The organism is Thermosynechococcus sp. PKX82, from assembly GCF_031583255.1.
Taxonomy (GTDB): Bacteria; Cyanobacteriota; Cyanobacteriia; order Thermosynechococcales; family Thermosynechococcaceae; genus Thermosynechococcus.
In genome coordinates this window covers 1237323-1262183 of sequence record NZ_CP134169.1, presented here as the reverse complement: position 1 = coordinate 1262183, position 24861 = coordinate 1237323, and the positions used below count along the sequence as shown (strand labels likewise).

General features: G+C 54.6%; 25 protein-coding genes. 15 read left to right on the top strand and 10 right to left on the bottom strand.

Annotated elements, in window-relative coordinates; translation table 11 throughout:
• The first annotated feature begins 88 nt into the window (after positions 1-88).
• Positions 89-1219 (top strand): hypothetical protein, encoded by a 1131-nt coding sequence (locus tag RHH53_RS06085; protein ID WP_310453452.1) that lies wholly within the window; start codon positions 89-91, stop codon positions 1217-1219.
• On the opposite strand, the gene RHH53_RS06080 is transcribed toward RHH53_RS06085, so the two are convergent.
• Positions 1155-3089 carry an AarF/ABC1/UbiB kinase family protein gene (locus RHH53_RS06080; RefSeq protein ID WP_310744232.1) on the bottom strand — a complete coding sequence of 645 codons (1935 nt, stop codon included), beginning with the start codon at positions 3087-3089 and terminating at the stop codon, positions 1155-1157. The genes RHH53_RS06085 and RHH53_RS06080 overlap by 65 nt on opposite strands.
• A gap of 62 nt (positions 3090-3151) precedes the next feature.
• On the opposite strand from RHH53_RS06080, the gene rfbD reads away from it, so the two are divergent.
• Positions 3152-4045 (top strand): dTDP-4-dehydrorhamnose reductase, encoded by an 894-nt coding sequence (gene rfbD / locus RHH53_RS06075; RefSeq protein WP_310438384.1) that lies wholly within the window; start codon positions 3152-3154, stop codon positions 4043-4045.
• Here the strand turns inward: rfbD and mfd are convergent.
• Complete coding sequence (gene mfd, locus RHH53_RS06070; RefSeq protein ID WP_310744231.1) at positions 4042-7470, bottom strand: transcription-repair coupling factor; 3429 nt, start codon at positions 7468-7470, stop codon at positions 4042-4044. The two genes, rfbD and mfd, sit on opposite strands and share 4 nt — an antisense overlap.
• Before the next feature lie 312 nt (positions 7471-7782).
• Here mfd and tatC point away from each other — a divergent pair, with 312 nt between their 5' ends.
• Positions 7783-8601 carry a twin-arginine translocase subunit TatC gene (gene tatC / locus RHH53_RS06065; protein WP_149817467.1) on the top strand — a complete coding sequence of 273 codons (819 nt, stop codon included), beginning with the start codon at positions 7783-7785 and terminating at the stop codon, positions 8599-8601.
• Between the two features lie 195 nt (positions 8602-8796).
• Positions 8797-9132: a carbon dioxide-concentrating mechanism protein CcmK gene (locus RHH53_RS06060; RefSeq protein ID WP_024125880.1), complete on the top strand. Its 336-nt coding sequence runs from the start codon at positions 8797-8799 to the stop codon at positions 9130-9132.
• 144 nt (positions 9133-9276) lie between these two features.
• Here the strand turns inward: RHH53_RS06060 and RHH53_RS06055 are convergent, their stop codons facing one another.
• From RHH53_RS06055 to RHH53_RS06040, 4 genes are all read right to left on the bottom strand, one after another.
• Positions 9277-9480: a phycobilisome linker polypeptide gene (locus RHH53_RS06055; protein WP_206201483.1), complete on the bottom strand. Its 204-nt coding sequence runs from the start codon at positions 9478-9480 to the stop codon at positions 9277-9279.
• Positions 9481-9622: 142 nt separating this feature from the next.
• The gene (gene apcB, locus RHH53_RS06050; protein WP_149817471.1) at positions 9623-10108 is read right to left on the bottom strand and encodes an allophycocyanin subunit beta; all 486 of its coding nucleotides are present in this window, start codon (positions 10106-10108) and stop codon (positions 9623-9625) included.
• Positions 10109-10167: 59 nt separating this feature from the next.
• Positions 10168-10653 (bottom strand): allophycocyanin subunit alpha, encoded by a 486-nt coding sequence (gene apcA / locus RHH53_RS06045; protein WP_149817474.1) that lies wholly within the window; start codon positions 10651-10653, stop codon positions 10168-10170.
• Positions 10654-10882: 229 nt separating this feature from the next.
• Positions 10883-11203 (bottom strand): DUF3067 family protein, encoded by a 321-nt coding sequence (locus tag RHH53_RS06040; RefSeq protein WP_149817476.1) that lies wholly within the window; start codon positions 11201-11203, stop codon positions 10883-10885.
• A gap of 114 nt (positions 11204-11317) precedes the next feature.
• On the opposite strand from RHH53_RS06040, the gene petC reads away from it, so the two are divergent.
• The 10 genes from petC (at position 11318) to RHH53_RS05990 (ending at position 20478) form a co-directional block, all read left to right on the top strand.
• Entirely contained in the window at positions 11318-11860 is a 543-nt protein-coding gene (petC, locus tag RHH53_RS06035) for a cytochrome b6-f complex iron-sulfur subunit (protein WP_310744230.1), read from the top strand.
• Positions 11861-11879: 19 nt separating this feature from the next.
• Positions 11880-12815: a cytochrome f gene (gene petA, locus RHH53_RS06030; protein ID WP_149817480.1), complete on the top strand. Its 936-nt coding sequence runs from the start codon at positions 11880-11882 to the stop codon at positions 12813-12815.
• Positions 12816-12836: 21 nt separating this feature from the next.
• The gene (mnmE, locus tag RHH53_RS06025; protein WP_310438387.1) at positions 12837-14246 is read left to right on the top strand and encodes a tRNA uridine-5-carboxymethylaminomethyl(34) synthesis GTPase MnmE; all 1410 of its coding nucleotides are present in this window, start codon (positions 12837-12839) and stop codon (positions 14244-14246) included.
• Between the two features lie 3 nt (positions 14247-14249).
• A complete protein-coding gene (locus RHH53_RS06020) occupies positions 14250-15986 on the top strand; it encodes an ABC transporter ATP-binding protein (RefSeq protein ID WP_302679094.1) in 1737 nt (578 codons plus the stop codon).
• 118 nt (positions 15987-16104) lie between these two features.
• Positions 16105-16869 carry a MinD/ParA family protein gene (locus RHH53_RS06015; protein WP_149817487.1) on the top strand — a complete coding sequence of 255 codons (765 nt, stop codon included), beginning with the start codon at positions 16105-16107 and terminating at the stop codon, positions 16867-16869.
• Between the two features lie 93 nt (positions 16870-16962).
• Positions 16963-17280, top strand: a complete 318-nt coding sequence (locus RHH53_RS06010; protein WP_310744229.1) for a hypothetical protein — start codon at positions 16963-16965, stop codon at positions 17278-17280.
• A 96-nt stretch (positions 17281-17376) separates the two neighbouring features.
• Complete coding sequence (tpiA, locus tag RHH53_RS06005) at positions 17377-18108, top strand: triose-phosphate isomerase (protein ID WP_206201478.1); 732 nt, start codon at positions 17377-17379, stop codon at positions 18106-18108.
• A 271-nt stretch (positions 18109-18379) separates the two neighbouring features.
• A complete protein-coding gene (locus RHH53_RS06000; RefSeq protein ID WP_302676478.1) occupies positions 18380-18976 on the top strand; it encodes a tetratricopeptide repeat protein in 597 nt (198 codons plus the stop codon).
• A gap of 69 nt (positions 18977-19045) precedes the next feature.
• On the top strand, positions 19046-19300 hold the full coding sequence (locus tag RHH53_RS05995; RefSeq protein WP_149817491.1) for a hypothetical protein: 255 nt from the start codon (positions 19046-19048) through the stop codon (positions 19298-19300).
• 5 nt (positions 19301-19305) lie between these two features.
• The gene (locus RHH53_RS05990) at positions 19306-20478 is read left to right on the top strand and encodes a murein transglycosylase A (RefSeq protein WP_206201476.1); all 1173 of its coding nucleotides are present in this window, start codon (positions 19306-19308) and stop codon (positions 20476-20478) included.
• Here the strand turns inward: RHH53_RS05990 and RHH53_RS05985 are convergent, their stop codons facing one another.
• Genes RHH53_RS05985 through RHH53_RS05975 form a run of 3 tightly spaced genes read right to left on the bottom strand, consistent with a single transcriptional unit; the run spans position 20479 to position 22952 of the window.
• Positions 20479-21528: an alcohol dehydrogenase catalytic domain-containing protein gene (locus RHH53_RS05985; protein WP_310744228.1), complete on the bottom strand. Its 1050-nt coding sequence runs from the start codon at positions 21526-21528 to the stop codon at positions 20479-20481.
• Between the two features lie 13 nt (positions 21529-21541).
• Positions 21542-22660 carry a phospho-N-acetylmuramoyl-pentapeptide-transferase gene (mraY, locus tag RHH53_RS05980; RefSeq protein ID WP_302679091.1) on the bottom strand — a complete coding sequence of 373 codons (1119 nt, stop codon included), beginning with the start codon at positions 22658-22660 and terminating at the stop codon, positions 21542-21544.
• 46 nt (positions 22661-22706) lie between these two features.
• Positions 22707-22952: a DUF3134 domain-containing protein gene (locus RHH53_RS05975; protein WP_310743515.1), complete on the bottom strand. Its 246-nt coding sequence runs from the start codon at positions 22950-22952 to the stop codon at positions 22707-22709.
• Between the two features lie 178 nt (positions 22953-23130).
• Between RHH53_RS05975 and RHH53_RS05970 the strand changes: the two genes are divergently transcribed.
• Positions 23131-23454, top strand: a complete 324-nt coding sequence (locus RHH53_RS05970; protein WP_206201473.1) for a hypothetical protein — start codon at positions 23131-23133, stop codon at positions 23452-23454.
• Between the two features lie 32 nt (positions 23455-23486).
• On the opposite strand, the gene metK is transcribed toward RHH53_RS05970, so the two are convergent.
• On the bottom strand, positions 23487-24737 hold the full coding sequence (metK, locus tag RHH53_RS05965) for a methionine adenosyltransferase (RefSeq protein WP_206201472.1): 1251 nt from the start codon (positions 24735-24737) through the stop codon (positions 23487-23489).
• Positions 24738-24861 lie beyond the last annotated feature (124 nt).

Here is a 24861-nt window from a genome sequence, read left to right as displayed (position 1 = left end):
TGCAAATGTGGATGATTATAGCAAGTCTTGTTACAAATTTAAGCAGCCGAGATACAATTGTCATGAATATTGGTGTGGAGGATCTGGGGTGCTGCGGCTACCAATGCAACCCATTTGGCAAAGGGTTTCCCAGTGGCCAGTGTGGGAGCCAACACGACTGGCGATCGCTAGTTCAATTCTGCTGCACGCTGTGATTCTTTCCTTTGTGCGGGTGCCCGAACCCACACCGCCAGAGTTGGCCAGTGATCAACTGGTGCCCTTGGTCAGCCTTTCTCCGGAACTCGAAGCGGATTTACCTTCGATTGAACCGCTCTTGCCCACGGAACTGCCGCCCCTTGCCACGACCGCACCACCGCCTCTACCGTTTACAGGCATTGAGCCACCCCCTCTTTCCTTTGCCCCCTTGGCACCCCTGCCCCCCTTGCCGCCGCTGACGGAACTGCCGCCCCTACCCAATCCAGTACCGCTGCAACCTTTGCCGCCGCTATGGCAATTGCCCCCGCCCGCCCGCCCCTTACCCGTTATCCCGACAACCCCGAATGAAGAGGTGGCCGTTGCGCCGGAACTCGTCTCACCGACGCCTACGCCTGAACCCACCCCTGAAGAACCCCTAGCAACCACAGAAGGCGAAGCGGCAGCAGCGTTATCGCGGTGGTTGAATCAAACGCGATTGACCCTCAATACGACGAATCTACAAGTGAATTTAGCCCAGCGGATCACGGACTTTTATCCCCAAGAGGCCTGTGGCGATCGCCTGCAGGGGGAAACAACCGTTGCGGTGGTGGTCACTCCCCAAGGGCAATTGCTGCCTGCCAATGCCGCCCCAGAAACGGGTTTGCTCACCCGCAATCCCCAGATTATTCGCAGCAGTGGTTCTGTACTCCTCGATCAAGCCGCCCTAGAACGGGTACGTCAGCAATCCTTTGAGGCCACAGGGCAGTACCAAGCCCTAGCGCTCACCTTTGCTTTTGAGTATCGCCCCGAAGTGTGCCGAGGTCAGCAACCTGCTGCCACCCCAAGACCACAGCCTGCCATGCCAGCACCGGCAACGCTACCACCAACACCAAAACCAGAGGCTAGACCATCCCCTGCGAGTGAAGCCTCACCAGCACCCACCCCCACTGAAGAAGCACCACCGCCCGTATCCCCAGAACCTAGCGAGACAAACTCGTCGTCTGAAGCGCCGGCTGCGAGTCCGCCAGCAACATCTCCCGAATAAAGCGGGCGATCGCCCGTTGCAGGAGGCCGTTGACAATACGCTGACCCATTTGCTGTACCTCTGGGCGCACAATAATCCGCAGAATTGCAGGGATGACTTTGCCCCAGTCAAAGCCGGGGGTATCCTGCAAAATGCTGAAAATGCGGCGCAAATGCTCTAGGGCATTGGCTTCACTGATGATATTAGAACTTGCCGTTGCTGGTACGGGACGGGTGACGAGGGGTAAGAGTTGCACCAAGTTCCATTGCCCTATGGTTGTCCGTGCCCACGTGTCAAGGCTCTTGACAATTTCATCCGCTAGGCGATCGCGATACTCCGCTCCCCGCTCCGAAAAGAGAAAATCTAAAGCCTGCTCCAGCACCACATTAAAGTCATAGTCACGGCTCTCGCGGGCATTGCGCAGCAGATTTTCTAGGCGCGTCCAGCGAAATTGACCATCCTTGAGGAGCAGGTTCGTGAGACTTGTGCGCAGCTCTGGGGCAGGATCCGTGAGCAGTCGTTTGGCAATGTAAGGATAGGCGGCACTGAGTACCTTAAAGTTGGGGTCAACGCCCATGGCAATCCCTTCCATGGTCAGGAGCGATCGCACGATCAAGGCATAATAGGCAGGCACCTGAAAGGGATACTCGTACATCACCTCTGACAGGCGATCGAAAATGCGTTGGATATTTAGTTCCGAGACACTCGCCCCCAAGGCATCCTCAAAGACCAAGGCCAGCGCCGGAATAATCGGTTCCAGATCTGTATCGGGGGTTAGGAACCCTAAATGAACATAGTCGTAGGCAAGGCTTTCGTACTCACGGTTAACAATGTGGACAATGGCATTCAGCAAGCCATAGCGCTGCTCTGGCGCAATCTCACTCATCATGCCAAAGTCGAGATAGGCCAATTTGCCGCTAGGCATGGCCAGCAGATTCCCTGGATGGGGATCAGCATGGAAAAACCCATGTTCGAGCAACTGCCGCAGGGAGCACTGCACCCCCACATACACCATGTAGCGCGGATCAAGCCCCAAGGCTTGAATTTGCTGCGGTTGGTTGAGTTTGACCCCCGTCACCCACTCCATGGTGAGCACCCGCCGCCGCGTATAATTCCAGTAAATCTTGGGAATATAGACATCGGTGAGGTGGCCATAGAGACGGGCAAAGCGTTCGGCATTCCGTCCCTCTTGGGTATAATCCATTTCCTCAAAGAGGCGACCAGCAAATTCATCGAGAATGGCCACTAAATCACTGCGAATCTCCTTGATCAGGCGTTTTGCCCAATAGGCCACCCCCCGCAGAATGTAAATGTCCAAGGTGATACTTTCTGCCAAGCCGGGACGCTGGACTTTGACGGCCACCTCTTCGCCACTGTGGAGTTTGCCCCGGTACACCTGTCCCAAGGAGGCAGCCGCAATGGGATGATCACTCAGTTCAGCAAAAAGCTTACTGGGGGGGGCGCCCAGTTCCTCCTCAATAAACTGAAAGGCCACTTCATTGGGGAAGGGTGGCAACTGATCTTGGAGTTTTGTTAATTCTTCCAAATAGACCGCTGGCAAGAGATCCGGACGAGTGGAGAGGGCTTGCCCCACTTTGATATAGGCTGGTCCAAGGCGGGTGAGGGTTTCCCGCAGGGCGATCGCTCGCTGGTGTTGATTTTGTTTACTTTGGCCTGTGACCCTGTCCCACCAACGGTTAAAGAGCAGCCAAAACACTGGCCAGAGAATCCGCAACCAGCGACTGAAGACCAGTAAAGGTCGCTGCCGGTAGTAGGCACCAATGGCCACGGGATCATAGGGTTGAAAGGTCTCCGGATCATTGGGAAGGGTTTCAGCCGCGATCGCAATCTCTTGGGGCGCGGAATCACTGGGGACAATTGCCGTATTCATGGGCAGTCGCGCAAACTCTTAAAGTATTTTAACAATCAGTTCATCATCAGGGAGGGCGGAAAATGCGGCTAGTGATTTTGGGGGCAACGGGGCAGGTGGGCTGGCAATTGGTGCAGCAGGCTCCCCAAGGGGTAGAAGTCATTCCCATTGCTCGCCAAGGCACTGCCGTAACACTGGACTTGGAAGATTTAGAGGCCATTCCCAACCTAGTAAAAACCCTTTGCCCCGATGTGGTCATCAATGCGGCGGCCTATACTGCCGTGGATCAGGCGGAACAGGAACCGGAACGGGCACAACGGATTAATGGCACAGCTGTGGGTCTTTTGGCAGAAACGATGGCCTCTTTGGGAGGGCTGTTGATTCACTACTCGACGGATTATGTGTTTGCTGGTACGCAGTCGCGACCCTATCGCGAAACCGATGCCACTGCCCCCCTCAATGCCTATGGCTATAGTAAGTGGCTAGGAGAGCAGGCGATCGCCACCCATCACCCCGCCCACCTGATCTTGCGCACCAGTTGGGTGTATGACCTGCGGGGCAAGAACTTTTTGCGCACCATGGTTCGCCTTGCCCAAACCCGTCCTGTGGTTCGGGTCGTTGCCGATCAAATCGGTACGCCCACGGCTGCCCCCTTCATTGCCCAAGTCACCTATCAACTGCTGGAACACTGGCAGGTGGATTCCTCCCTGAGCGGTCTCTATCACCTGACGCCCCGCGGCAGTACCAGTTGGTATGGCTTTGCGGTAAAAATTTTTGATCACCTGCGTGCCAAGGGCTATGCAACTGCCACCCTAGAGGCGATTCCCAGCAGTGAGTATCCGACACCGGCCAAGCGACCCGCCTTTTCCACCCTCAACTGCGAGAAGTTGGAGGCGGTTTTGGGGACTCCCCTCCCCCCTTGGGAAGCGGTTCTTCAGCCCCTTTTAGACCAACTAGATCCGCAATCCGTGCTTTAGGGGGTTGTTGCAACGGTTGTTTTCATTTGGCTGAACCAGTCGATGAGTTGCGCCAGTTGTTTCTCCACCGGTTGCGTCCCTAGACCCCGCACGGTAATTTTGCCCTGACTATAGACAAACCGAGTTTGGAGATGGGTGGGCAGTTGCTCTAGGAGCAGTTTCCATGCTGGCTCCGCCATCGGAGTTTCCAAGATCACATGTTGCTTGCCTTCCGGGCGAATGCGACTAATGCCACACTGCCGTGCCAGTTGCTTGAGTTCCACAACCCGCAGCAGTTGCTGAACTGATTTGGGCAATGCCCCATAGCGATCGCTCCACTCTGCCGCCAATTGCATCAAGTCTTCTTTTGTCGTTGCAGCGGACACCGCGCGGTAGGCGGCCATCTTTTGCTCCAAATCGGGCATATAGTCGGCGGGAATAAAGGCAGTGACATTGAGATCCACTTGGGTATCGTCAACGGTGGGAATCTCTTGGCCACGAATTTCAGCGATCGCCTCCTCGAGCAGTTCCACATACAAATCAAAGCCAACACTGTCCAGTTGACCGTGCTGCTCCGCCCCTAGGAGATTGCCCACACCGCGAATTTCCATGTCTCGCATTGCCAGTTGGTAGCCCGATCCCAGTTGGGTAAACTCCTGAATTGCCCGCAGTCGTTGGCGTGCCGCTTCAGTCAGCACCTCTTGGCGGGGGTAAAATAACCACGCATGGGCTTGAATGCCCGCTCGGCCAACCCGACCCCGCAGTTGATAAAGTTGTGCCAAGCCAAACCGCTGCGCATCCTCCACCAAAATCGTATTGACGCGGGGAATATCCAAGCCGGACTCAATGATGGTCGTACAGACAAGGATATCGGCCTCGCCATTGCTAAACCCCAACATCGTCGATTCCAGCTCCCCTTCGGGCATCTGACCATGGGCAATGAGAATGCGGGCACTGGGCACCATCCCTTGCAGCTTTGCCGCCACCTCCTCAATCCCCTCAACCCGCGGCACGACATAGAAAACTTGACCCCCCCGATCCAGTTCTTGGCGAATCGCGCTGCGCACCGTTTCTGGGTCATAGGGGGCAAGGTGGGTTTGAATCGGGCGCCGCGAGGGGGGTGGTGTGGTGATCAGGCTCATCTCCCGAACCCCCGACAGAGCCATATAGAGGGTGCGGGGAATTGGCGTTGCACTGAGGGTGAGCACATCCACTTGGATTTTGAGGGCTTTGATTTTCTCCTTTTGGTTGACGCCAAAGCGTTGTTCCTCATCCACCACCAGTAGCCCCAAGTCCCGAAATTTAACGGTTTTGCTCAGGAGTTGATGGGTGCCCACGACAACATCCATTTCGCCGGTTTTGAGTTTTTGTAGGATGTCTTGGCGCTCCCGCTCACTGCGAAAGCGGTTGAGGAGTCCCACTTGAATGGGATAGGGGGCAAAGCGTTCCTTGAGGGTGTGGTAATGCTGCTGCGTCAGAATCGTTGTGGGTGCAAGAACCACCACCTGTTTGCCTGCCATCACGGCTTTGAAAATAGCGCGAATGGCCACTTCGGTTTTGCCAAAGCCAACATCACCGCAGACCAGCCGATCCATGGGGCGATCGCTCTCCATATCGGCCTTAACCTCTTGGATGGCCTTGAGTTGATCCGGAGTGGGCTGATAGGGAAACGAGTCCTCCATTTCCTGCTGCCACGGTGTATCTGGAGGGAAGGCAAAGCCCTGTTGTTGGGCACGTTGAGCATAGAGTTGCAGCAGATCCACCGCTACTTTTTTAATGGCCTTGCGCACCCGGGCTTTGGTACGTTCCCAAGTGTTGCCCGTTAACTTATTGAGTTGGGGAACGCCATCGCTCTGTTTGCGGTAGCGGGAGAGGCTGTTGAGTTGATCGGCAGCAACGCGGAGAATGCCATCGGCATATTGCAGGGCGAGATACTCGCGGGTTTCGTTGTTAATCGTTAGCGTTTCTAGGCGCAGGAACTGACCAATGCCGTGTTGGCGATGGACGACGTAGTCCCCCGGCTGAAGCGTGTTGAGATCCACCTGTTTGGCAGCAGCGCGGCGGCGTTTGCGCACATAGCCAAGGTTGACTAGGTTGTGCTGGCCAAAGAACTCGCGATCGCTCACCAGCACCGTGCGGAACGTAGGCAAAATAAAGCCACTAATTTCCGCTAGACCACTGGCCTTGAGGGCAATGGGCAGTCGCTGCTGTTGCAGCTTATCAATGGCCGGAAAGTCCTTGGGATTGGGCACAAACTGGGCGGGGCAATCATGCTCCTGCAACAGGGCTACAGAGCGACTCGGCTGCGCAGAGACCAACCACACGGTGTACCCCTTGTCCCGTTCCTCCCGCAGGGTTGCCGCCAAGCGACCAAATTGGTGGGGAATGGCTGGAACCGCCCGTGCTGATAAATTGAGACCGAGTCCCTCACTGGCCAGTTCGTAGAGGTGCACCCGTTGAAACCGCTCGAGGGCTTGGGCACTGGCTGACCACGGACGATGAATGGGGGGGGGTGGCGTTTCAAGGCTTTGCCAGTAGGCTTGACTGTGCTCATACCAGCGATCGCCATGGGCAGCACAGAGGGGCGGCTCATCCACGGCAATGAGGGTTTGGGCAGGCAAATAATCCAAGAGCGAAGCCGGTTGCGCAAAAGCCACCCCCAGATAGCGCCGCAATCCCTCTTGATCCTCCGAAATGAGATGGGCGTGATCTGCTGCCCGCAGGGCTTGGGCAATCAGGGGAGTAAAACTAATGGGCGTCAGGGTTACCTGCGCAAGGGCATCAAGGCGATCGCCCTCGGTGTGTAGGGAGCGTTGACTGGCCGGATCAAACTCGCGAATGGACTCAATCTCATCGCCAAACCACTGCAAGCGCACCGGTAGCTCCGCCGAGACGGGGAAAATATCCACAATGTCGCCGCGCCGACTCCACTGGCCTTCCGTTTCCACGAGAGAAACCCGCTCATAACCAAGGGCTGCCAAGGCGGTGGCCACTTCCCCTAGGGAGTGCTCTTGACCCACCTCTAAAGTTAGACAGGCGGCACGAAACTGCTCTGGTGGGGGTAAATGGGGTTGCAGTGCCCGTTCGGTGGTGACAATTGCAATATTGGGGCGATCGCTCTCGACTAGAACTTGCAGTTGCCCCCAGACCATCTCCGCTTCCAAGTCAAAGGGGTCATAGGGAGAGGCCTCCGATGTCGGGTAAAAGAGCACCGCCTCCCAACCCATGAGTTCCAATTGCGCCGCCCAGCGTCCCCCCTCCTCTAAGGTGGAAGTAATCACACACAGCGATTGCTGACTCTGCTGCGCCAATGTGGTGGCCACAAAGCCCTTGACAAGGCGGGGCATCCCCGTGAGGATCAGTTCCCGTTGGTGTTGTAATTTGCTGAGCAGTTCAGCCGTCAGCGGCAGCTTACCCCAACTGCGGGGAATTGCCATTAAGGACATAGACGAGTGTCAGTGCAGGTGATCAAGATTGCAGAATTGAATTGCGACCCCTTGGGGCAGCGCTAACGCATTATAATTCTTACGCTCTCCTATCATTGTAAAAAGCAGGACAAGGATTCAGAAAACTCTAGCTAAAGCGCTTTTCGACAATTAGGGGGTAAAGAAGGGGGGATGCTCCTGTTTGGTAGCTGCTTTGGCTGTTTTCAGTGTGTGCCATCCCTGTAAAAAGAGCTACATCACTGCTGAAGAGAGGGTGGAACCCCGTCGGCACTTCCTTCATAATTGTGAAAGAGTAGGAATTGCAGAGATTGAATGACGCGATCGCCCGATATTGATAGTCCGGCTCCAGAATCCTCAGCGATTGTTGACAGCACCCTTGAGGCAAGCGACCCCATTGACCCTGAGGATGAACTGCCCAATGAAGTGGAAATGTCCCTCTGGGATCACCTTGAGGAGTTGCGACAGCGGCTCTTTGTTGTCCTCGGCACTGTTGCTGTCACCATTGTTCTCTGCTTTACCCAAGTCCGCTGGATCATTCAGTTCCTTGAAAAACCAGCCCATGGTGCGAAATTCCTGCAACTAAGTCCGGGGGAGTACTTTTTTGTCTCCTGTAAAGCGGCGGCCTACAGTGGCATCCTCCTAGCGACGCCGATGATTCTCTACCAAGCCATCCGTTTTATCCTGCCGGGATTGACACGACGTGAGCAACGCTTGCTGGCACCGGTGGTTTTTGGTTCATCCATTCTCTTTATTGCCGGTTTGGCCTTTGCCTATACCCTCTTGGCACCCGCAGCCCTTGGCTTTTTCATTAACTATGGGGCAGATGTGGTTGAGCAACTGTGGTCGATCGATCGCTATGTGGATTTTATTTTGCTATTGCTCCTTGCCACCGGCCTTGCCTTCCAAGTCCCGATTCTCCAGTTGGTACTCATTGCCCTCGGCATTGTTTCCATCCCGCAAATGCTCAGCCAATGGCGCTACGTGGTGATTATTGCCGTAGCCGTGGCAGCGGTTTTGACCCCCTCCATTGATCCGATTACTCAAGGACTGTTGGCGGGTGCTCTGCTTGCCCTCTACTTTACGGGGATTGGCTTGGCCAAGCTGATGGGGGTGGGGCGTTCTGAGGCTTAAACTTGCAATACCCTCAAAAAAGACTCAATCAGAAAAGATGATTTTGGCGATAAAAATCAATTATCGCGATCGCCCCTCGAACTTATCAAGGCTCTCAATAGAGATGATATGCTGATGTTGCCAAATTAGTGCATCCCTTCGCGATCGCAAGAATGGCATTACTTTAACAAATTTTTGTGTTTAGGAGCGGTCTTCATGCCCATTGCCCTTGGGATGGTAGAAGTACTGGGTCATCCCCCTGCCTTAGCCGTTGCCGATGTCATGGTGAAAGCGGCGCGTGTTACCCTTGTGGGCTATGAAGTGGTCAGTGGTGCTCGCCTGACGATTATTGTGCGCGGCGACGTTTCTGAAGTGCAAATTGCGGTTGCAGCGGGTGTGGAAGCCGCCAAGAAAATTCCAGCTCAAAGTCCTAAGGAAAAAACGCTCTATCTGTCGTCAACGGTGATCCCGCGCCCCCACGAGAATTTAGAGGCCGTTTTCCCGAAAATGCGGTTCCAATATGGCGATGGCTGGGAGCGTTTTCTCGTTTAGCAGCCTTGGGAAAAGTTCTCTAAAGCTTCTCTGATGAGCAAAGCTCCACCGCCCAGATAATTGCCTCAGAAGGGAGCACCCCCCCAATCAACTATCTCAACAGTGAAGCCTCAAAATCGCTAGGAAACAGTTTTAGAGGGGTACCTAGGCTAGACCAGTGTTGACCCCCGGCTTACCCGTAAACAGTTCCACTTTCACAATTTTGCCACCCATTTTTTGGATGCGTTGTTGCTCGCGGAACCAGTTTTCGTAGGGCACCAGTTTTGTGAAATAGGTGTTTTGCAGTTCGCGCTGGGTGCGAATACGGGTTTGACTCGGCACACAGGCGGTAATTTTGAAGATGCGCATGGGATGGGACTCCAAATCTGTGTAGGGTGATTACACGTCTGGGAGCTAAAGGCCAGACTCAGACTGTTTAAGCACAATTGCCATGACAGGCTGACACTCTAACCCCTAACTCCCAGACAGATGTGCGACTGGAGAGCTGTACTTAGCTTAAGCCAGAGCAGATGTAGTCAAAGTAGATGCCCATTTCTTTGCCGGCATCGGCACCCACCAAGCTGGCGGTGACTTCTTTCATAGCTTGGATGGCTTGCACAGTGGCAGCGATGGGCACGCCCAAGGAGTTGTAGGTTTCTTTCAACCCATTGAGCACCCGCTCATCGAGGATGGAAGGATCCCCAGCCAGCATGGCATAGGTGGCATAGCGCAGGTAGTAGTCGAGGTCGCGGATACAGGCCGCATAGCGACGGGTGGTGTACATGTTGCCACCGGGACGGGTGATGTCAGAGTAGAGCAGAGATTTGGCCACTGCTTCTTTGACGATATTGGCGGCATTGGCGCTGATCACGGTCGCAGCCCGCACCCGCAGTTCGCCAGTTGCGAAGTAAGCTTTCAGCTTCTCCATGGCGGCGGTGTCGAGGTATTTGCCTTGTACGTCAGAGGCGTTGATGACAGCGGTAATCGCGTCTTGCATAGTTCTTTTTCCTCAAAAACTGATTTGGATGATGGATCAATGAAGGATGCTGAGGCGACCTACTGCATGGCGCCAATCACGAAGTCAAAGTAAGAACCGGCTTCAGCGGCATCTTCTGCAGACAGCAGCGAGGAAGCAACGTTCTTCATGGCGCGGATCCCTTCGGCCACGGCAGGAATGGGGGTGCCGAGGGAGTTGTACATTTCACGCACACCCACCAAACCAATTTCTTCGATGGGGGTGACATCACCCGCAACAATACCGTAGGTCACAAGCCGCAGGTAGTAGTCGAGGTCACGCAGGCAGGTGGCGGTCATTTCTTCACCGTAGGCATTGCCACCGGGGGAGACCACATCAGGACGTTTTTGGAAGAGTTGATCGCCCGCTTGCTTGACAATCCGCTCGCGGTTTTCGGTCAGGGTTTGGGCAATGCGCAGACGGCGCTCGCCGGTGCTGACAAAGCTTTTAATGCGATCCAGTTCACCGGGGCTGAGGTAACGGGCCTCGGCATCTGCATTCACGATCGATTTCGTGACGACGCTCATTGAGTTCCTCCAAAGTTGGAATTGTAAAACAAGGGTCTTGATAATGTGGCATTTGCCATTGGAATGTTACGATTCACCGCACTCCTGTAGGAGAGATAGGTACGGCGATGAACCCGACGGGCTGACGTAACCTTCCGCAAACATTCTCAGGCATAGGGGGGACATCTCCCACATCATCGCAATCCTTTTTAACATTCTTAACATTTTTTCAAAAATCTGCTAAGGGCAGCTATTCCAGCCATTCGATAATGCGGGTGCCAAGGTTGAGGGGAATATTCACCGCTTTGCCGAGGCGGGGTTTCTCACGGGTGGTCTCAATAAAGGTGCAAACTTGCTGGGCACAGCCCCAGTCATTGAGGTGCTGGGCGATCGCCCCAAGGTGGGCGGCATAATCTTCAGGCGTATCGGGATAGGAGGCCTGCTCGAGGTAACGCCACATCACTTGCAAAAAGATGCGATCGCCCACGCGGCGAAACTGAAGGTCAAAGGAGCGCCCCCATTTGCGCAGGAGCAAGGCATGGAGTTCATCACCAGTGAGGGGCGTCAGCATTGGCAAGAATTTCAGCCCTTGCGGCTAGGACGGCTCGGACAGTGTGATAATAGTTAACAAACGTAATTATTTTACGGCTGTTCGTTTCGATTCCTTAGTAAATAAGCGTAAACCATGGCTCAAGTTTCTGGAATGTCTGATGTGCCCGATATGGGGCGGCGACAGTTTATGAACCTGCTGACGTTTGGTACCATTACCGGTACAGCGTTGGGCGCTCTGTACCCTGTCGTCAAGTATTTCATTCCGCCCTCCAGTGGCGGCACGGGTGGTGGTGTAGTTGCCAAGGATGCATTAGGCAACGATATTAAGGTTTCCGACTACCTGACGAAGCACCTGCCGGGCGATCGCTCCCTTGTCCAAGGGATTAAAGGGGATCCCACCTACGTGATTGTTACTGAGGATCACCAAATTGCCAATTACGGCTTGAATGCCGTCTGCACTCACCTTGGCTGCGTGGTGCCTTGGAATGTCAGTGAAAACAAGTTCATTTGCCCCTGCCACGGCTCTCAATACGACAGCACGGGTAAAGTGGTGCGTGGCCCTGCTCCCCTCTCCTTGGCACTGGTGAATGCCACGGTTACCGAAGATGACAAACTGGTGTTTACCCCTTGGACGGAAACCGATTTCCGCACGGGCAAAGAACCTTGGTGGACGTAAAAAGAAATTAGGGAGTGGTATGAAACGCTTTTTCAAATCGTTGACGCTGGCGATCGCCCTTGCCGCCAGTGTGCTTCTTTGGTCACCGCAAGCACAGGCCTATCCATTTTATGCGCAGCAGGGCTATGACAGTCCTCGCGAAGCGACCGGGCGAATTGTCTGTGCCAACTGTCACCTCGCCGCCAAACCCACCCAAGTGGAAGTGCCCCAAGCCGTCACCCCCGATTCCGTTTTTGAAGCCGTGGTGAAAATTCCCTACGACACCCGTGTGCAACAGGTGTTGGGGGATGGCTCTAAGGGCGGTCTGAATGTCGGTGCAGTTCTCATGCTGCCCGAGGGTTTCAAAATTGCTCCTCCCGATCGCATTCCCGAGGAGTTACAAGCCAAAACCAGCGGCATTTACTACCAGCCCTACAGTGAGGACAAGCAAAACATTATTCTGGTGGGGCCCTTACCGGGTGAGCAGTATCAGGAAATTGTTTTCCCCGTCCTCGCCCCCAACCCTGCCACGGATAAATCGATCCACTTCGGTAAATACTCCGTTCACGCTGGGGGCAACCGCGGTCGCGGCCAAGTCTATCCCAATGGTGAAAAGAGCAACAATAACGTCTTTACTGCACCGATCGCGGGCACGATTACCAGTATTACCGCTAACCCCGATGGCAGTACTGCGGTGGTGATCACCCCCGAGAGTGGTGAAGCAGTGACAGAGACCATTCCCGCTGGCCCTGACCTCATTGTCAGTGAAGGCCAAACGGTGGCAGCGGGTGAAGCCCTCACCAACAATCCCAATGTGGGTGGTTTTGGGCAAAAGGATACGGAAATTGTCCTGCAGGATCCCAACCGCATTAAGTGGCTGTTGGTCTTCTTTGCCGCCATCACCCTCTCGCAGATTCTGCTGGTTCTGAAGAAGAAACAGGTCGAGAAAGTGCAAGCCGCCGAGATGAGTCTCTAGGGCGTCATAGCGCCAACGCTAGTGCAATCCCTTCATGACACGATTGTGGCGATCGCCACGGCTATTGTGCCCCAGCAAGGGAGTATTGGCATTGTCCGTCTCTCAGGCGCCAAAGCAGTCGCGATCGCTCAGTCTTTATTTGAAGCCCCCGGCAAGCAGCCTTGGGAATCCCATCGCATTCTCTATGGTTATGTCCGCGACCCCCAAACTGGGGAACGGGTCGATGAAGCGCTCCTGCTGTTAATGCTGGCGCCCCGCTCCTACACCCGCGAAGATGTGGTGGAATTTCACTGTCATGGTGGCCTCATCCCTGTCCAGCGCGTGCTGCAACTGTGTGTCGCCGCCGGGGCACGCCTCGCCGAGCCGGGGGAATTTACGCTGCGCGCCTTCCTCAACGGTCGCCTTGATCTCACCCAAGCCGAAAGTGTGGCTGAACTGGTGGCTGCCCAATCCACAACCGCCGCTCAAATTGCTTTGGCGGGTCTGACAGGAAAATTCGCCCGCCCCCTCAAGCAGATTCGTCAGACCTGTTTATCCCTCTTGGCGGAAATTGAAGCGCGACTCGATTTTACGGACGAGCTACCCCCCCTTGACCCCGCAGCCATTGCTGAGGACATTCGCCAGCTGCAACACCAAGTGGCAGCGTTTTTGGCCACAGCAGAACGGGGAGCACTGATCCGCACTGGGCTAAAAGTGGCCATTGTGGGTCGCCCCAATGTCGGTAAGTCGAGTCTGCTCAATGCTTGGAGCCGTAGCGATCGCGCCATTGTGACAGATTTACCCGGCACCACCCGCGATATTGTCGAGTCCCAATTGGTTGTCGGTGGCATTCCAATCCAAGTACTTGATACCGCAGGCATTCGCGAGACCGATAACCTTGTCGAACAAATTGGCGTCCAGCGATCGCGCCAAGCCGCAGCCAGTGCTGATCTCATCCTCCTTGTCATTGATGCCAGTCAAGGGTGGACAGCCGCCGATCAGGAGATTTACGACCAACTCGAGCTGCAGCAGCGGCGGCAGCAAGCGCCTCAGTCCGTCTTGGTGGTTTTGAATAAAGCTGATCTCCTCAGCGAAACCGTAGAGGTTCAAGATATTCCATTGCCCATTGCCCCCATTCCCACTGTGCTGCTCTCGGCCCTCAGTCAAAGGGGAATTGAGTCTCTCGAGGACGCCATTTTAGACCTTGTCCAAGGCCAAGGGGTTACCGCCGCCAACCTAGACTTTGCCATCAACCAACGTCAAGCCGCGCTCTTGGAGCAGGTTCACCAATCCCTGAATCATGTGCTTGCGGCCATTGATGCCCAACTCCCCCTCGATTTTTGGACAATTGACCTGCATGCTGCCGCTCGTGCCCTTGGTACCCTAACCGGGGAAGAGGTGACGGAGTCTGTGCTAGAACAAATCTTTAGCCGTTTTTGCATTGGAAAATAGCCCATGCTTTGGAATACCAGCTACCGGCCGTTACTTGCTTATATCCTTCCCTATCGGCGACGGTTGCTGGTCGCTTTTTTGTGTACCCTCGGCTACGTCTCGACCATGCCGGCGATCGCCTACCTGATTGGCCAAGCGGCGAAGCTCATCGGGGCAGGGGATTTGATAGGCCTGATTCAATGGTGTGCCGCCTCCTCGCTGCTGTTTGTCGGTCGTAGTTTTTGCCAATTTGGCCAAGATGTCCTAATGTCCGATATTTCCCTACGGATTGTCTATGACATTCGGGTGCGGCTGTACCGTCATCTGCATCGTTTGGGGGTGGACTATTTTGAAAAGGCAGCGACCGGCGATCTCACCTACCGCCTCACTGAGGATGTGGATCGCATTGGCGTCATGGTCAATAGCAGTTTTCATCGCCTCATCCCCTCAACTTTAACCACAGTTGCCGTCATTGGTTATATGTTCTACCTCAACTGGCAACTGACATTGGGGACGATGATCATTGCGCCACTGATGACGTTTCTCATCGCTTGGTTTGGCAATCGGTTGTTGCGACAGTCGCGCCTGAGTCAAGCCCGCATTGCGGATTTGGCCTCCCACCTCACGGAGATTTTTTCGGGGATTCGTCTGATTAAGGCGTTTGCGGCTGAGGACTATGCTGTAGAGCAGTTTGAACAGCAGGCTGATATGAACCGTCGTGCTCGCTACCGTGCAGAACGCATTAAGTCAATGCAATACCCGGTGGTGGGGTTTCTTGAGGCTCTGAGCATTATGCTGCTGTTTATCTTGGGGGCGTGGCAAATCAATGCCGGTCATCTCACAGGGCCGCAGTTCCTCAGCTTTGTTGCCGCAGTAGCGCTACTGATGGAACCCATTAATATGATTTCTGCTGATTACAATGAACTCAAGATGGCACAGGCGTCGGTGGAGCGTAGCTTTGGCCTGTTGGCTCTCGAACCCACGATCAAGGAAATGAGCCATGCGCAGCCCCTACCCCCCATTTCTGGCAAAGTGCAATACCTAGATGTGTGCTTTGGCTATGATCTAGAGCGTCCCGTGCTCAAGGACTTTAATCTCTTGGCGGAGCCGGGCGAGGTGATTGCCCTTGTGGGACATTCAGGAGCAGGTAAATCCACCATTGTTAACCTGTTGCCCCGGTTTTATGACCCCCAAGCGGGAAAAGTCTTGATTGATGGCATTGACATTAAAACTGTGACCCTGAAAAGCCTGCGGCGGCAAATTGGCATTGTTCCTCAGGAAACGATTCTTTTCTCAGGCAGTATTGCCCAAAATATTGCTTTTGGTTACTCTGAACCGGATTGGCAGCGACTGATTGAGGCCGCCAAAATCGCCAATGCCCATGACTTTATTACTCAGTTTCCTGATGGCTATCAGACATGGGTCGGGGAAAGGGGGATTAATCTCTCTGGGGGTCAACGCCAACGACTGGCGATCGCTCGTGCAGTTTATGCCGATCCGCGTATCTTGATCTTGGATGAGGCCACCTCTGCTTTGGACTCTGAATCGGAAGCCTTGGTGCAAAGTGCTCTCGAAAAGGCAATGAAGGGGCGCACCGTCTTTATTATTGCCCACCGTTTGGCCACGGTTCGTCGCGCCGATCGCATTCTTGTCTTAGAGCAGGGGCGGATCATTGAAAGTGGCAGCCATCAAGAACTACTTGCCCAGTCTGCCCGCTACGCCCAGTTCTACGCCCAGCAGTATTTCCAAGACGCGGAATGACCCCTTGTCTGATGGGCTGGCCGTTTGGATTCTATCTTCTGAATTTGGGATGAGATGTTTCCTCGACGGCAGGATGTGAAAATAGACGTTGAATTGTTCAGAGCAGCGAGGACAGCTCATGGGTAGCATTATTTCTGTGCATTCTTTTCGTGGTGGCACAGGCAAGTCAAATACAACAGCAAATCTGGGCTGTACCTTGGCAACCTTGGGCTATCGGGTGGCGATCGTGGACACGGATATTCAATCCCCCGGTATCCATGTGCTCTTTGGCCTTGAGTCGGAAGATACGGAACATGCCCTGAATGACTACCTGTGGGGACGCTGTGAAATTACTGATGTGGCGCGGGATGTCAGCCATCTGATTACGGCTCACGGCCAGCAAGCCAAAGGAGCAATCTATCTCATTCCCTCTAGCCTCAAAACCAGTGAAATTACCCGTGTGCTGCGGGAAGGCTACGATGTCGGCTTGCTCAATGATGGTTTTCAGCAGTTGCTCCAAGGGCTGAATCTCGACTTTTTGCTCATTGATACCCACCCAGGGCTGAATGAGGAAACGCTGCTCTCGATTACAGTCTCCGATGCCTTGGTGCTGATTCTGCGACCCGATCGCCAAGACTTTCAAGGAACAGCGGTCACGGTTGATGTGGCGCGGCAGCTGGATGTGCCCAAAATGGTGATGGTGGTGAACAAAGTCCCCAGCGCCTTTAATAAGGACTCCCTCAAGCAGCAGGTGGAAACGACCTATGGTGTGCCCGTTGCGGGTATCTTGCCTGTTTGTGAAGAAATGTTTCAACTGGGGAGCAGCGATATTTTCTGTTTACGCTACCCTGAGCATCCCTACAGTCTCGTTGTCAGGAGTGTTGTGCAGCATCTGTTGGATTAGGGTAGCCTAGGAGTAAGGAGACTGACTGAATTTTGATCCTTTTGATCCTTCTCGAGTGCCACTGCCAGTCACTGCCATTGAGGAACATTGCCAATGATAGACAGTCAAAATGCTAGCAGTGCTTGCGGTGGGGGTCTCAATCCAGCAGATTTGTTGGTTTTGCCCGATCGCCAGCGATCGCTCTTGACACTGATGATGCGCCAGCCAACGCCCTTCACCGTGCCAGAATTGGCTGAGCAGTTGCAGTGGTCTGCGGAAGAGGTCAGTGCCACCCTCGCAGAGGTTCGCCAACTCGGCTATGTGACAGTTGACAACGACACCTACCAAGTCAAACTCGGACGGCGGACTCCGCGCGTGCAACCCAAGCGTCAATCTCCCCGAATTGCGGCGGTTTGGGACAAGCTGGGTTAAGTCTGAGCCACTTCCTCAGTTAAACCTCTAATTATATGAGGCAACTCGTGTGGTACGCTTAATTACGCTAAGTTTCGCAGAGGAAAGTCAGGACGAGTGCGCCCAAAAGTTCTTGCTGGCAACTGGAAAATGCACAAAACTCAACAGGAGGCGGTGGCCTTCCTACAGGAGTTCTTAGGGAAATTGGTGGACACCCCCAGCGATCGCGAGGTGGTGCTCTGTGTTCCCTACACCTGTTTAAGTGTATTGTCCAAGAGTCTGCACGGAACGCGGGTGAAGCTGGGTGCCCAAAATGTCCACTGGGCGGATCAAGGGGCGTTTACAGGGGAAATTTCGCCACCGATGCTGGTGGAGTTGGGCGTGCGCTACGTGATTGTTGGCCACAGTGAGCGGCGGCAGTATTTTGGGGAAACCGATACTACGGTCAACCAACGGCTCAAGGCTGCCCAACACTATGGCCTGACCCCCATTCTCTGTGTCGGTGAAACAAAAGCCCAACGGGATGCTGGGGAAACTGAAAACCACATCCTTCAGCAGTTGACCCTGGACTTGGTGGATGTCGATCAGAGCAATTTGGTGATTGCCTACGAACCCATTTGGGCGATCGGTACGGGCGATACCTGTGAAGAAGCGGAAGCCAACCGTGTCATTGGCCTGATTCGCAGCAAGTTACAGAATCCCGATGTCCCCATTCAGTACGGTGGCTCGGTCAATGCCAACAACATTGATGCGATCATGGCGCAGCCAGAAATTGATGGGGTGCTAGTGGGTGGCGCTAGTTTGCAGCCGGAGAGTTTTGGGCGTATCGTTAATTACAAGCTCCTTTGAACATGACTTTGAGTTCGGCGCCAGTGCCCTAGATCACATCTGATCCAAGAGCTCGCGCACTGCCCTCTGCGCAGAAAAACTTAAAGATATCAACATACAGCCCTTTCCCAAGCATGGCATGCACTACGACTCCAGAGCGCAATGCTGTGTATGTAGCCAAGAAAAGGGTCGGAGCGAGCGACTTATTACAACTGTTATCGTTTGCTGGGCGATTTCTTCATTTTCTTTTAGGATCGAAGTAAGGCTGAGCGATGCCCAAAGGAGGCCGACGATGCGCCAACAACTCTTCAGTGCTTTGACAGTTTTAGCTGCTTTTGTTGGTCTCAGCAGTGCTGCTGTGGCACAGCCCATGGCGATCGCCACCCTCACACCTCCTGAACTGCAAGAACTGCAACGCCTCGTGCCCCGCAGTGCCGAGGACTACTACAACGTGGGATTAATGCACCAAGGTACGGGTGATCTGGCCGCTGCCATTCATGCCTTTAGCCAAGCAATCAGACTCAACCCCAGTGCTGACTACTACTTTGCGCGCGGCCTAGCCTACTATGACCAAGGGGATATGCAGCGGGCGATCGCGGACTTTAGCACTGCGCTGCGCAACGATCCCCAGTTTATTGCCGCCTACTACAACCGCGGCATGGCCTATCTGGCTCTGCAAAACTACACAGCGGCGATTGCCGACTTTGATGCTGCCCTAGCACGGGATCCGCAATTTGTTGCTGCCTACTATAGTCGGGGCATGGCTCACTTCGATAGTGGCAATGTGGAATTGGCGCAACGGGACTATGAGCGTGCTCGCGCTCTCAACCCAGCGATGACAGCCCAGTACTACGATCGCGCCCCCCGTCCCCTCACTGGCGGTCCCTAGTGCCTGAAGCCACCGATTGCGGCGATAATAGGGGAATAATGTGCATGATGAGGATGAGCGATCGCGCCTATGCCCAGAACCCCTTCTGAATTTGCGGTGCATTTATTTCTGGATGGCGGTCACCGTGAGGAGGTGCGCTTCCCCACCATTCAAGACTTCCAGAAGTGGTACAGCAACGAGTTAGTGGCCAAAGCAGATTCCAACGACTTTATTTCCGTTCCCATTAAAAACATTCAAGGGGAATACATGGTGGTGCGCCCCTCAAAGGTATTTGCAATTCGGGTAGAACCCGTGTTTGCCTCTAGTGTGGATCGGTTTGCCTAACGTCTATGGCGGGTTTATTCGCAGGATGGGTTCAGGGGGTCGTGATCCTCGCAACAAGCGCGATCGCCACAGCACCAACGGTTGCTCCCTTAACGCGCCAAAGCCAACTGCCCCCAAGGGTTGCCCTAGATACGGCCCTCTGGCAATCCCCCAGGGAACGAGCACGACTGCTGCAAGCCATTGATCATAGTTTGCGTTACCTGCGCACCGATAAAGCGCGCCGCGACTACGCCGCCTACACTGCTCCCGGTCAACCCGGCGCCGCCCTTGGCCCCAATCTCCATCAGCGAGTGATCCGCTCCCTCGAACGCTTTCGCCATCTGGTACAAACCCGTCGCTCTGCGGCAGAACTGCAAGCATCTGTCAAGCGAGAATTTGTCTTTTATCAATCCATTGGCACCGATGGCCAAGGGCGAGTGGATTTCACGGGCTATTATGCACCGACGTATCGTGCCAGCTTAGTGCCCACCGCAGAATACCGCTATCCCCTATTTCGTCGCCCCCCCAATTTTGAGCAGTGGCGAGAGCCGCACCCAACCCGCTTGGAACTGGAAGGGGCGGATGGTCAGCAGTGGCGCAATGGGCCTTTGCGGGGTCTGGAACTGGTCTATTTGCGCGATCGCCTAGAGGCCTTTCTGGTTCACGTCCAAGGGTCGGCTGAGCTGCAACTGCCCGATGGTCGCCGCTTTACGGTGGGCTATGCCGGTAAGACCAATCACCCCTACACGAGTATTGGCCAAGAACTCATTCGCGATGGCAAAATTCCCCGTGAGGAACTGACGCTACCGCGCCTCATGGCTTACTTTGAGGCCAACCCCGCTGAGTTAGATCGCTATTTACCTCGCAATGCCAGCTTTGTCTTTTTTGAACATACCCAAGGGCGCCCCCCCACGGGCAGTCTCTCAACGCCGGTGATTCCAGAGCGTTCGATCGCCACTGATAAGTCCCTGATGCCTCCGGGTGCCTTGGCGGTGATCAACACGAAAATTCCCCTCAAAGCCCAAGGCCAATGGCAGCAAACCCCCGTCAGCCGTTTTGTTTTGGATCAGGATACGGGGAGTGCCATTCGCGGGCCGGGTCGTGTCGATATTTTCATGGGCACGGGGGAGGTGGCCAAAGCGCGGGCGGGTCTGATCAATACACCGGGGCAGTTGTACTATTTGCTCCTGCGGGAATAGCTAGGGCTGCAGCGCTACTTTAATCACTTGGCGCGCCTTCATTGCTTGCAAGACGTTTTCAATCTCCGTGAGGGGGGCTTGGCCACTAATCAGTTTCTCGAAAGGCAATGTGCCGCTGGCAATCAGTTGCAAGGCTTGGCGGACAAATGTGGGTGTGTTGTGAAAGACCCCCTTGAGGGTGAGTTCTTCGTAGTGCAGGCGTTCGGTATCAACGCGGATCGAAGTTTCGCGGGGGCAGCCACCAAAGAGGTTAATGGTGGCACCGGGGCGACCACAGGCGATCGCCGTTTCCCAGACTTCAGGTACGCCAGTGGCTTCAATGACAATATCGGCACCCCGTCCTTGGGTCCAGTCTTTAACCACAGCAGGAATATCGCTGCACTGGTGATGATTTACTATCTGCTCTGCCCCGAATGTGCGGGCGATCGCCAGCCGCTGATCGGAACCGCCAAAGGCGAGAACCCGTGCTCCCTGCTGTGCCAGAACCCCCATAAACATCAGGCCAATGGCACCATCCCCCAGCACCACAATTTGCGGTGGACTTGGCCACGTTTCAACCATTGCGGGGTCAAAGCCAGAGCGAGCCACACCGTGGAGGACACAGGCGAGGGGTTCGGTGAGGGCAGCTAAGGCAAAGGAGAGGGACGCCGGAATAGGCAGCAGATTCTGGCGGACGATGCTGGCGGGAATTTTTAGATACTCGGCAAACGTGCCATTGTTAAACTCCAGATGGGGACAGAGAGAAAAGGCTTGGCGTTGGCAGTAAAAACACTGGCCACAGGGGGCAGAATTATTCGCTACCACGCGATCGCCCACCTGCCAGCCGGTCACCCCAGCCCCAAGGGCAACAATTTCCCCGGCCGCTTCATGGCCAAAGAGAATCGGTGGCGTTAGCATCCGTGCATGACCGCCGCGCCGCCATACCTTCAAATCGGTACCACAGGTAGTGGCAGCCTGAACACGAATCACCACTTCTCCGGGACCGGGCGTGGGATCGGCGACGGTTTCAATGCGGACATCTTCTTTGCCGTAGAGTACTGCTGCTTTCATTGCACTTCCCCCATCAAGCCAACCATTGCAGGAGGCCACAGAGCAGTCCCAAGAGGGCAACCACCCCATAAAACGTACTCACCACCCGCAGTTCTGACCAGCCCCCCAATTCAAAGTGATGGTGTAGAGGGGCCATCCGCAGCAGCCGTTTGCCCACGCCATCGGAACCTTTGGTTGCTTTGTAGTAGAGCACTTGGGCAATGACTGAGAGAGACTCCACAAAGAAAAGACCACTGACAATCAACAGTTCCCAGAGGTGATGACTGGCCAAGCCAATGCCCGCAAGGAGTGCCCCAAGGGCTAGGGAACCCGTATCCCCCATAAACACCCGTGCCGGATGGTGATTGTGCCAGAGAAAGCCGAGGCAGGCACCACTCATGACCACTGCCAGAATTTGCAAATCGGGATGGGCGGTCAGAATCATGCCTAAAGCGAGGAGGGCGATCGCCGCCGTGCCCGCGGCAAGACCATCGAGACCATCGGTGAGATTGAGGGCATTCCCTTCCGCCATCGGCACAAAAATCGCCAAAGGGATAAAGGCGATCCCTAAAGGCCAAACCCACCCCCAAGGCGCGGTCACCACCGCTGCCGTTGGATCACTGCCCACCAGCCAAGCACAAAAAAGAGCTGCCCCAATGCCCTCAAGGAGGAGCCGCAGCCGCGCCGATAACCCTTTGTTGGATTTGCGCCGCAGAACTTGCCAGTCATCCCACCAGCCAATGGCGGCATACCAGAGAACAAGGAGGGCGATCGCCCCCACCGTTGCGGATACTTTCCCCTGCGCAACTCCAGTCCACAGGAGGGCTAGACCTAACCCCGTCGGCACAAAAAAGATTCCCCCCATTGTCGGTGTGCCCGATTTTTGCAGGTGAGATTGTGGACCATCTTCGCGAATAATCTGCCCAGTTTTCAACCGCCGCAACAGGGGCACCACCGCCATCCCTAGCCCTACAACGATGGCAAAGCTCACCAACCAAGGCAGTGTCAAGGTTTTCAACGGCTGTTGCCAGTGGTTTGCTCCGGTATCGTAGGCAATGCTAGCCATGAGCAGGCCAATAGCGAGAAGGCCAAAAAGTCGCTGTCCTGTCAGCCAACGGGGTTCAATGGCAGCCGTGGTTTTGGTGGAGGGCATGGGGATAGCTCTAGCACATCACTCCGATAATAGGGGGATTGGTGCCCTACTCCTCAAGCCCTAGGTCATCTTCTTCGTCGTAATCGCCCAAGGAGTCACCAACAAATTCCTCAATTTCACCCATATCATCGAGGGTGCTATCCACGATCGGGTCTGTCTCATTGGCATCACGGGCAATTAATCGACCCGTTTGCTGTAACCATTCCAAAATGGAGCGATCGGAACGACCCGCAGTGGTTAAGTTCTTTTGGGAAATGGGTTCTTCGTACAAAGAGGGGTTGTATAGGGTCATAGGGCTAAGGTGAACGGTGTTGTAGTAGTCCAATCCTCTACTTTAACGTTTGCCCCTAGGAATGTAAATCTGCGTTTTGTGGCGATCGCCCAAAGTGGCACATTCTCTGGAACCTGCCTAGACTAGAGAAGTCCCTAAAGAATGGGCATGAAACTTTGATACACGAAGGATAGAAACAATGTCTTTACTCAAAAAATCATCCATCTCTTTGACGGTTTTAAGTGCGGTGTCCCTCGGCGGGGGGGCGATCGCTGCTCCCTACCCCCCAGAAGTGGTTTCCCGATTTACCAGTGAATGTACGACTGCCCTGCAACAACAGGTGCCGCAAATGGCGCAATACGGCAATGCCTACTGTACCTGTGTGATCAATGAACTGCAATCCTCGCTCACCTTGGCAGAATTTCAGGCGATCGGTGAAGATGTACAGACCAATGTCAATCCCGAAGTGCGCCAGATGCTCACCAACACGGCACAAACCTGCCTGCAACGAGTCACCCAGTAGTGCAGGGGGGAGAAATCCCCCCCAATATGTTCCTAGACTGCGCTTAGAAATTGAGCGGCAGCGGCTTGCAGATCGGCGACTTTATCGAGTTTTTCCCAAGGTAGGTCGAGGTCATGACGCCCAAAGTGACCGTAGGCAGCCACATCTTGGTAGAAGCGACCACCGCGCTCCTGGGGCAAGTGGCGCAGACCAAAGGTTTGGATAATGGCAGCGGGGCGCAGATCAAAGTGGGTTGTAATTAACTCCAGCAGTTGCTCTGGGGCAAGTTTACCCGTGCCAAAGGTATCCACAAAGAGGCTCATGGGGCGAGCCACACCAATGGCATAGCTAATCTGTAACTCGCATTTGTCGGCTAGGCCTGCGGCCACAATGTTTTTGGCAATGTAACGAGCCATGTAGGCAGCACTGCGATCGACCTTGGTGGGGTCTTTCCCGGAAAAGGCACCGCCCCCGTGACGGGCATAACCACCGTAGGTATCCACCACCAGTTTGCGTCCTGTGAGTCCCGAATCCCCCTGAGGACCACCAATGACAAATTTGCCCGTGGGGTTGACGAGAAAGCGGGTCTTGTCATCGGGTTTAATTGCCAGATCCGCAAAGACAGGGTTGACGACGGCTTCCCATAGATCGGCTTTAATCTTTTCTTGAACGGCGGCTTCGTCGCTGATGTCACCAATGGTGGCCGTGTGTTGGGTGGAAATCAGGATGGTATCAATGCCCACCGGCTGGCCATCTTCGTAGATGACAGTGACTTGAGTTTTGCCATCGGGACGCAGATAAGGAAGTTGACCCGTTTTGCGGACAGCAGCCAAGCGACGCGCCATGCGGTGAGCCAAGCTAATGGGCAGGGGCATATACTCAGGGGTTTCATTGCAGGCATAGCCAAACATAATGCCCTGATCACCGGCGCCAACGCGATCTAATTCGGCATCACTGAGACGTTCCCGTGCTTCTTGAGCCGTGTCCACCCCTCGGGCAATATCGGGGGATTGCTCATCAAGGGCAACGATAACGGCACAGCTATTGGCGGCAAAGCCATTTTCAGCATCAGTGTAGCCAATTTCACGGATTTTCTGCCGTGCTAGGTTGACGTAGTTGACCTGTGCTTTGGTGGTAATTTCCCCAGTAATCAGCACCAGACCCGTATTCACGACGACCTCAGCGGCAACGCGACTTTGGGGGTCTTGGGTGAGCAGCGCATCCAGAATGGCATCGGCAATTTGGTCGCAAATCTTATCGGGGTGGCCTTCGGTGACGGACTCCGAACTAAATAAGTAACGCAAGATAACACTCCTATGGCATGGGTTGTTGAAAGAACTGCAAGAAATTGGTTTATGGTAACACGGACTTTTGACTAAAAAACAAGGATTGGTTTCTAAATCCTAGGATTATACCTGAGCAGTAGGA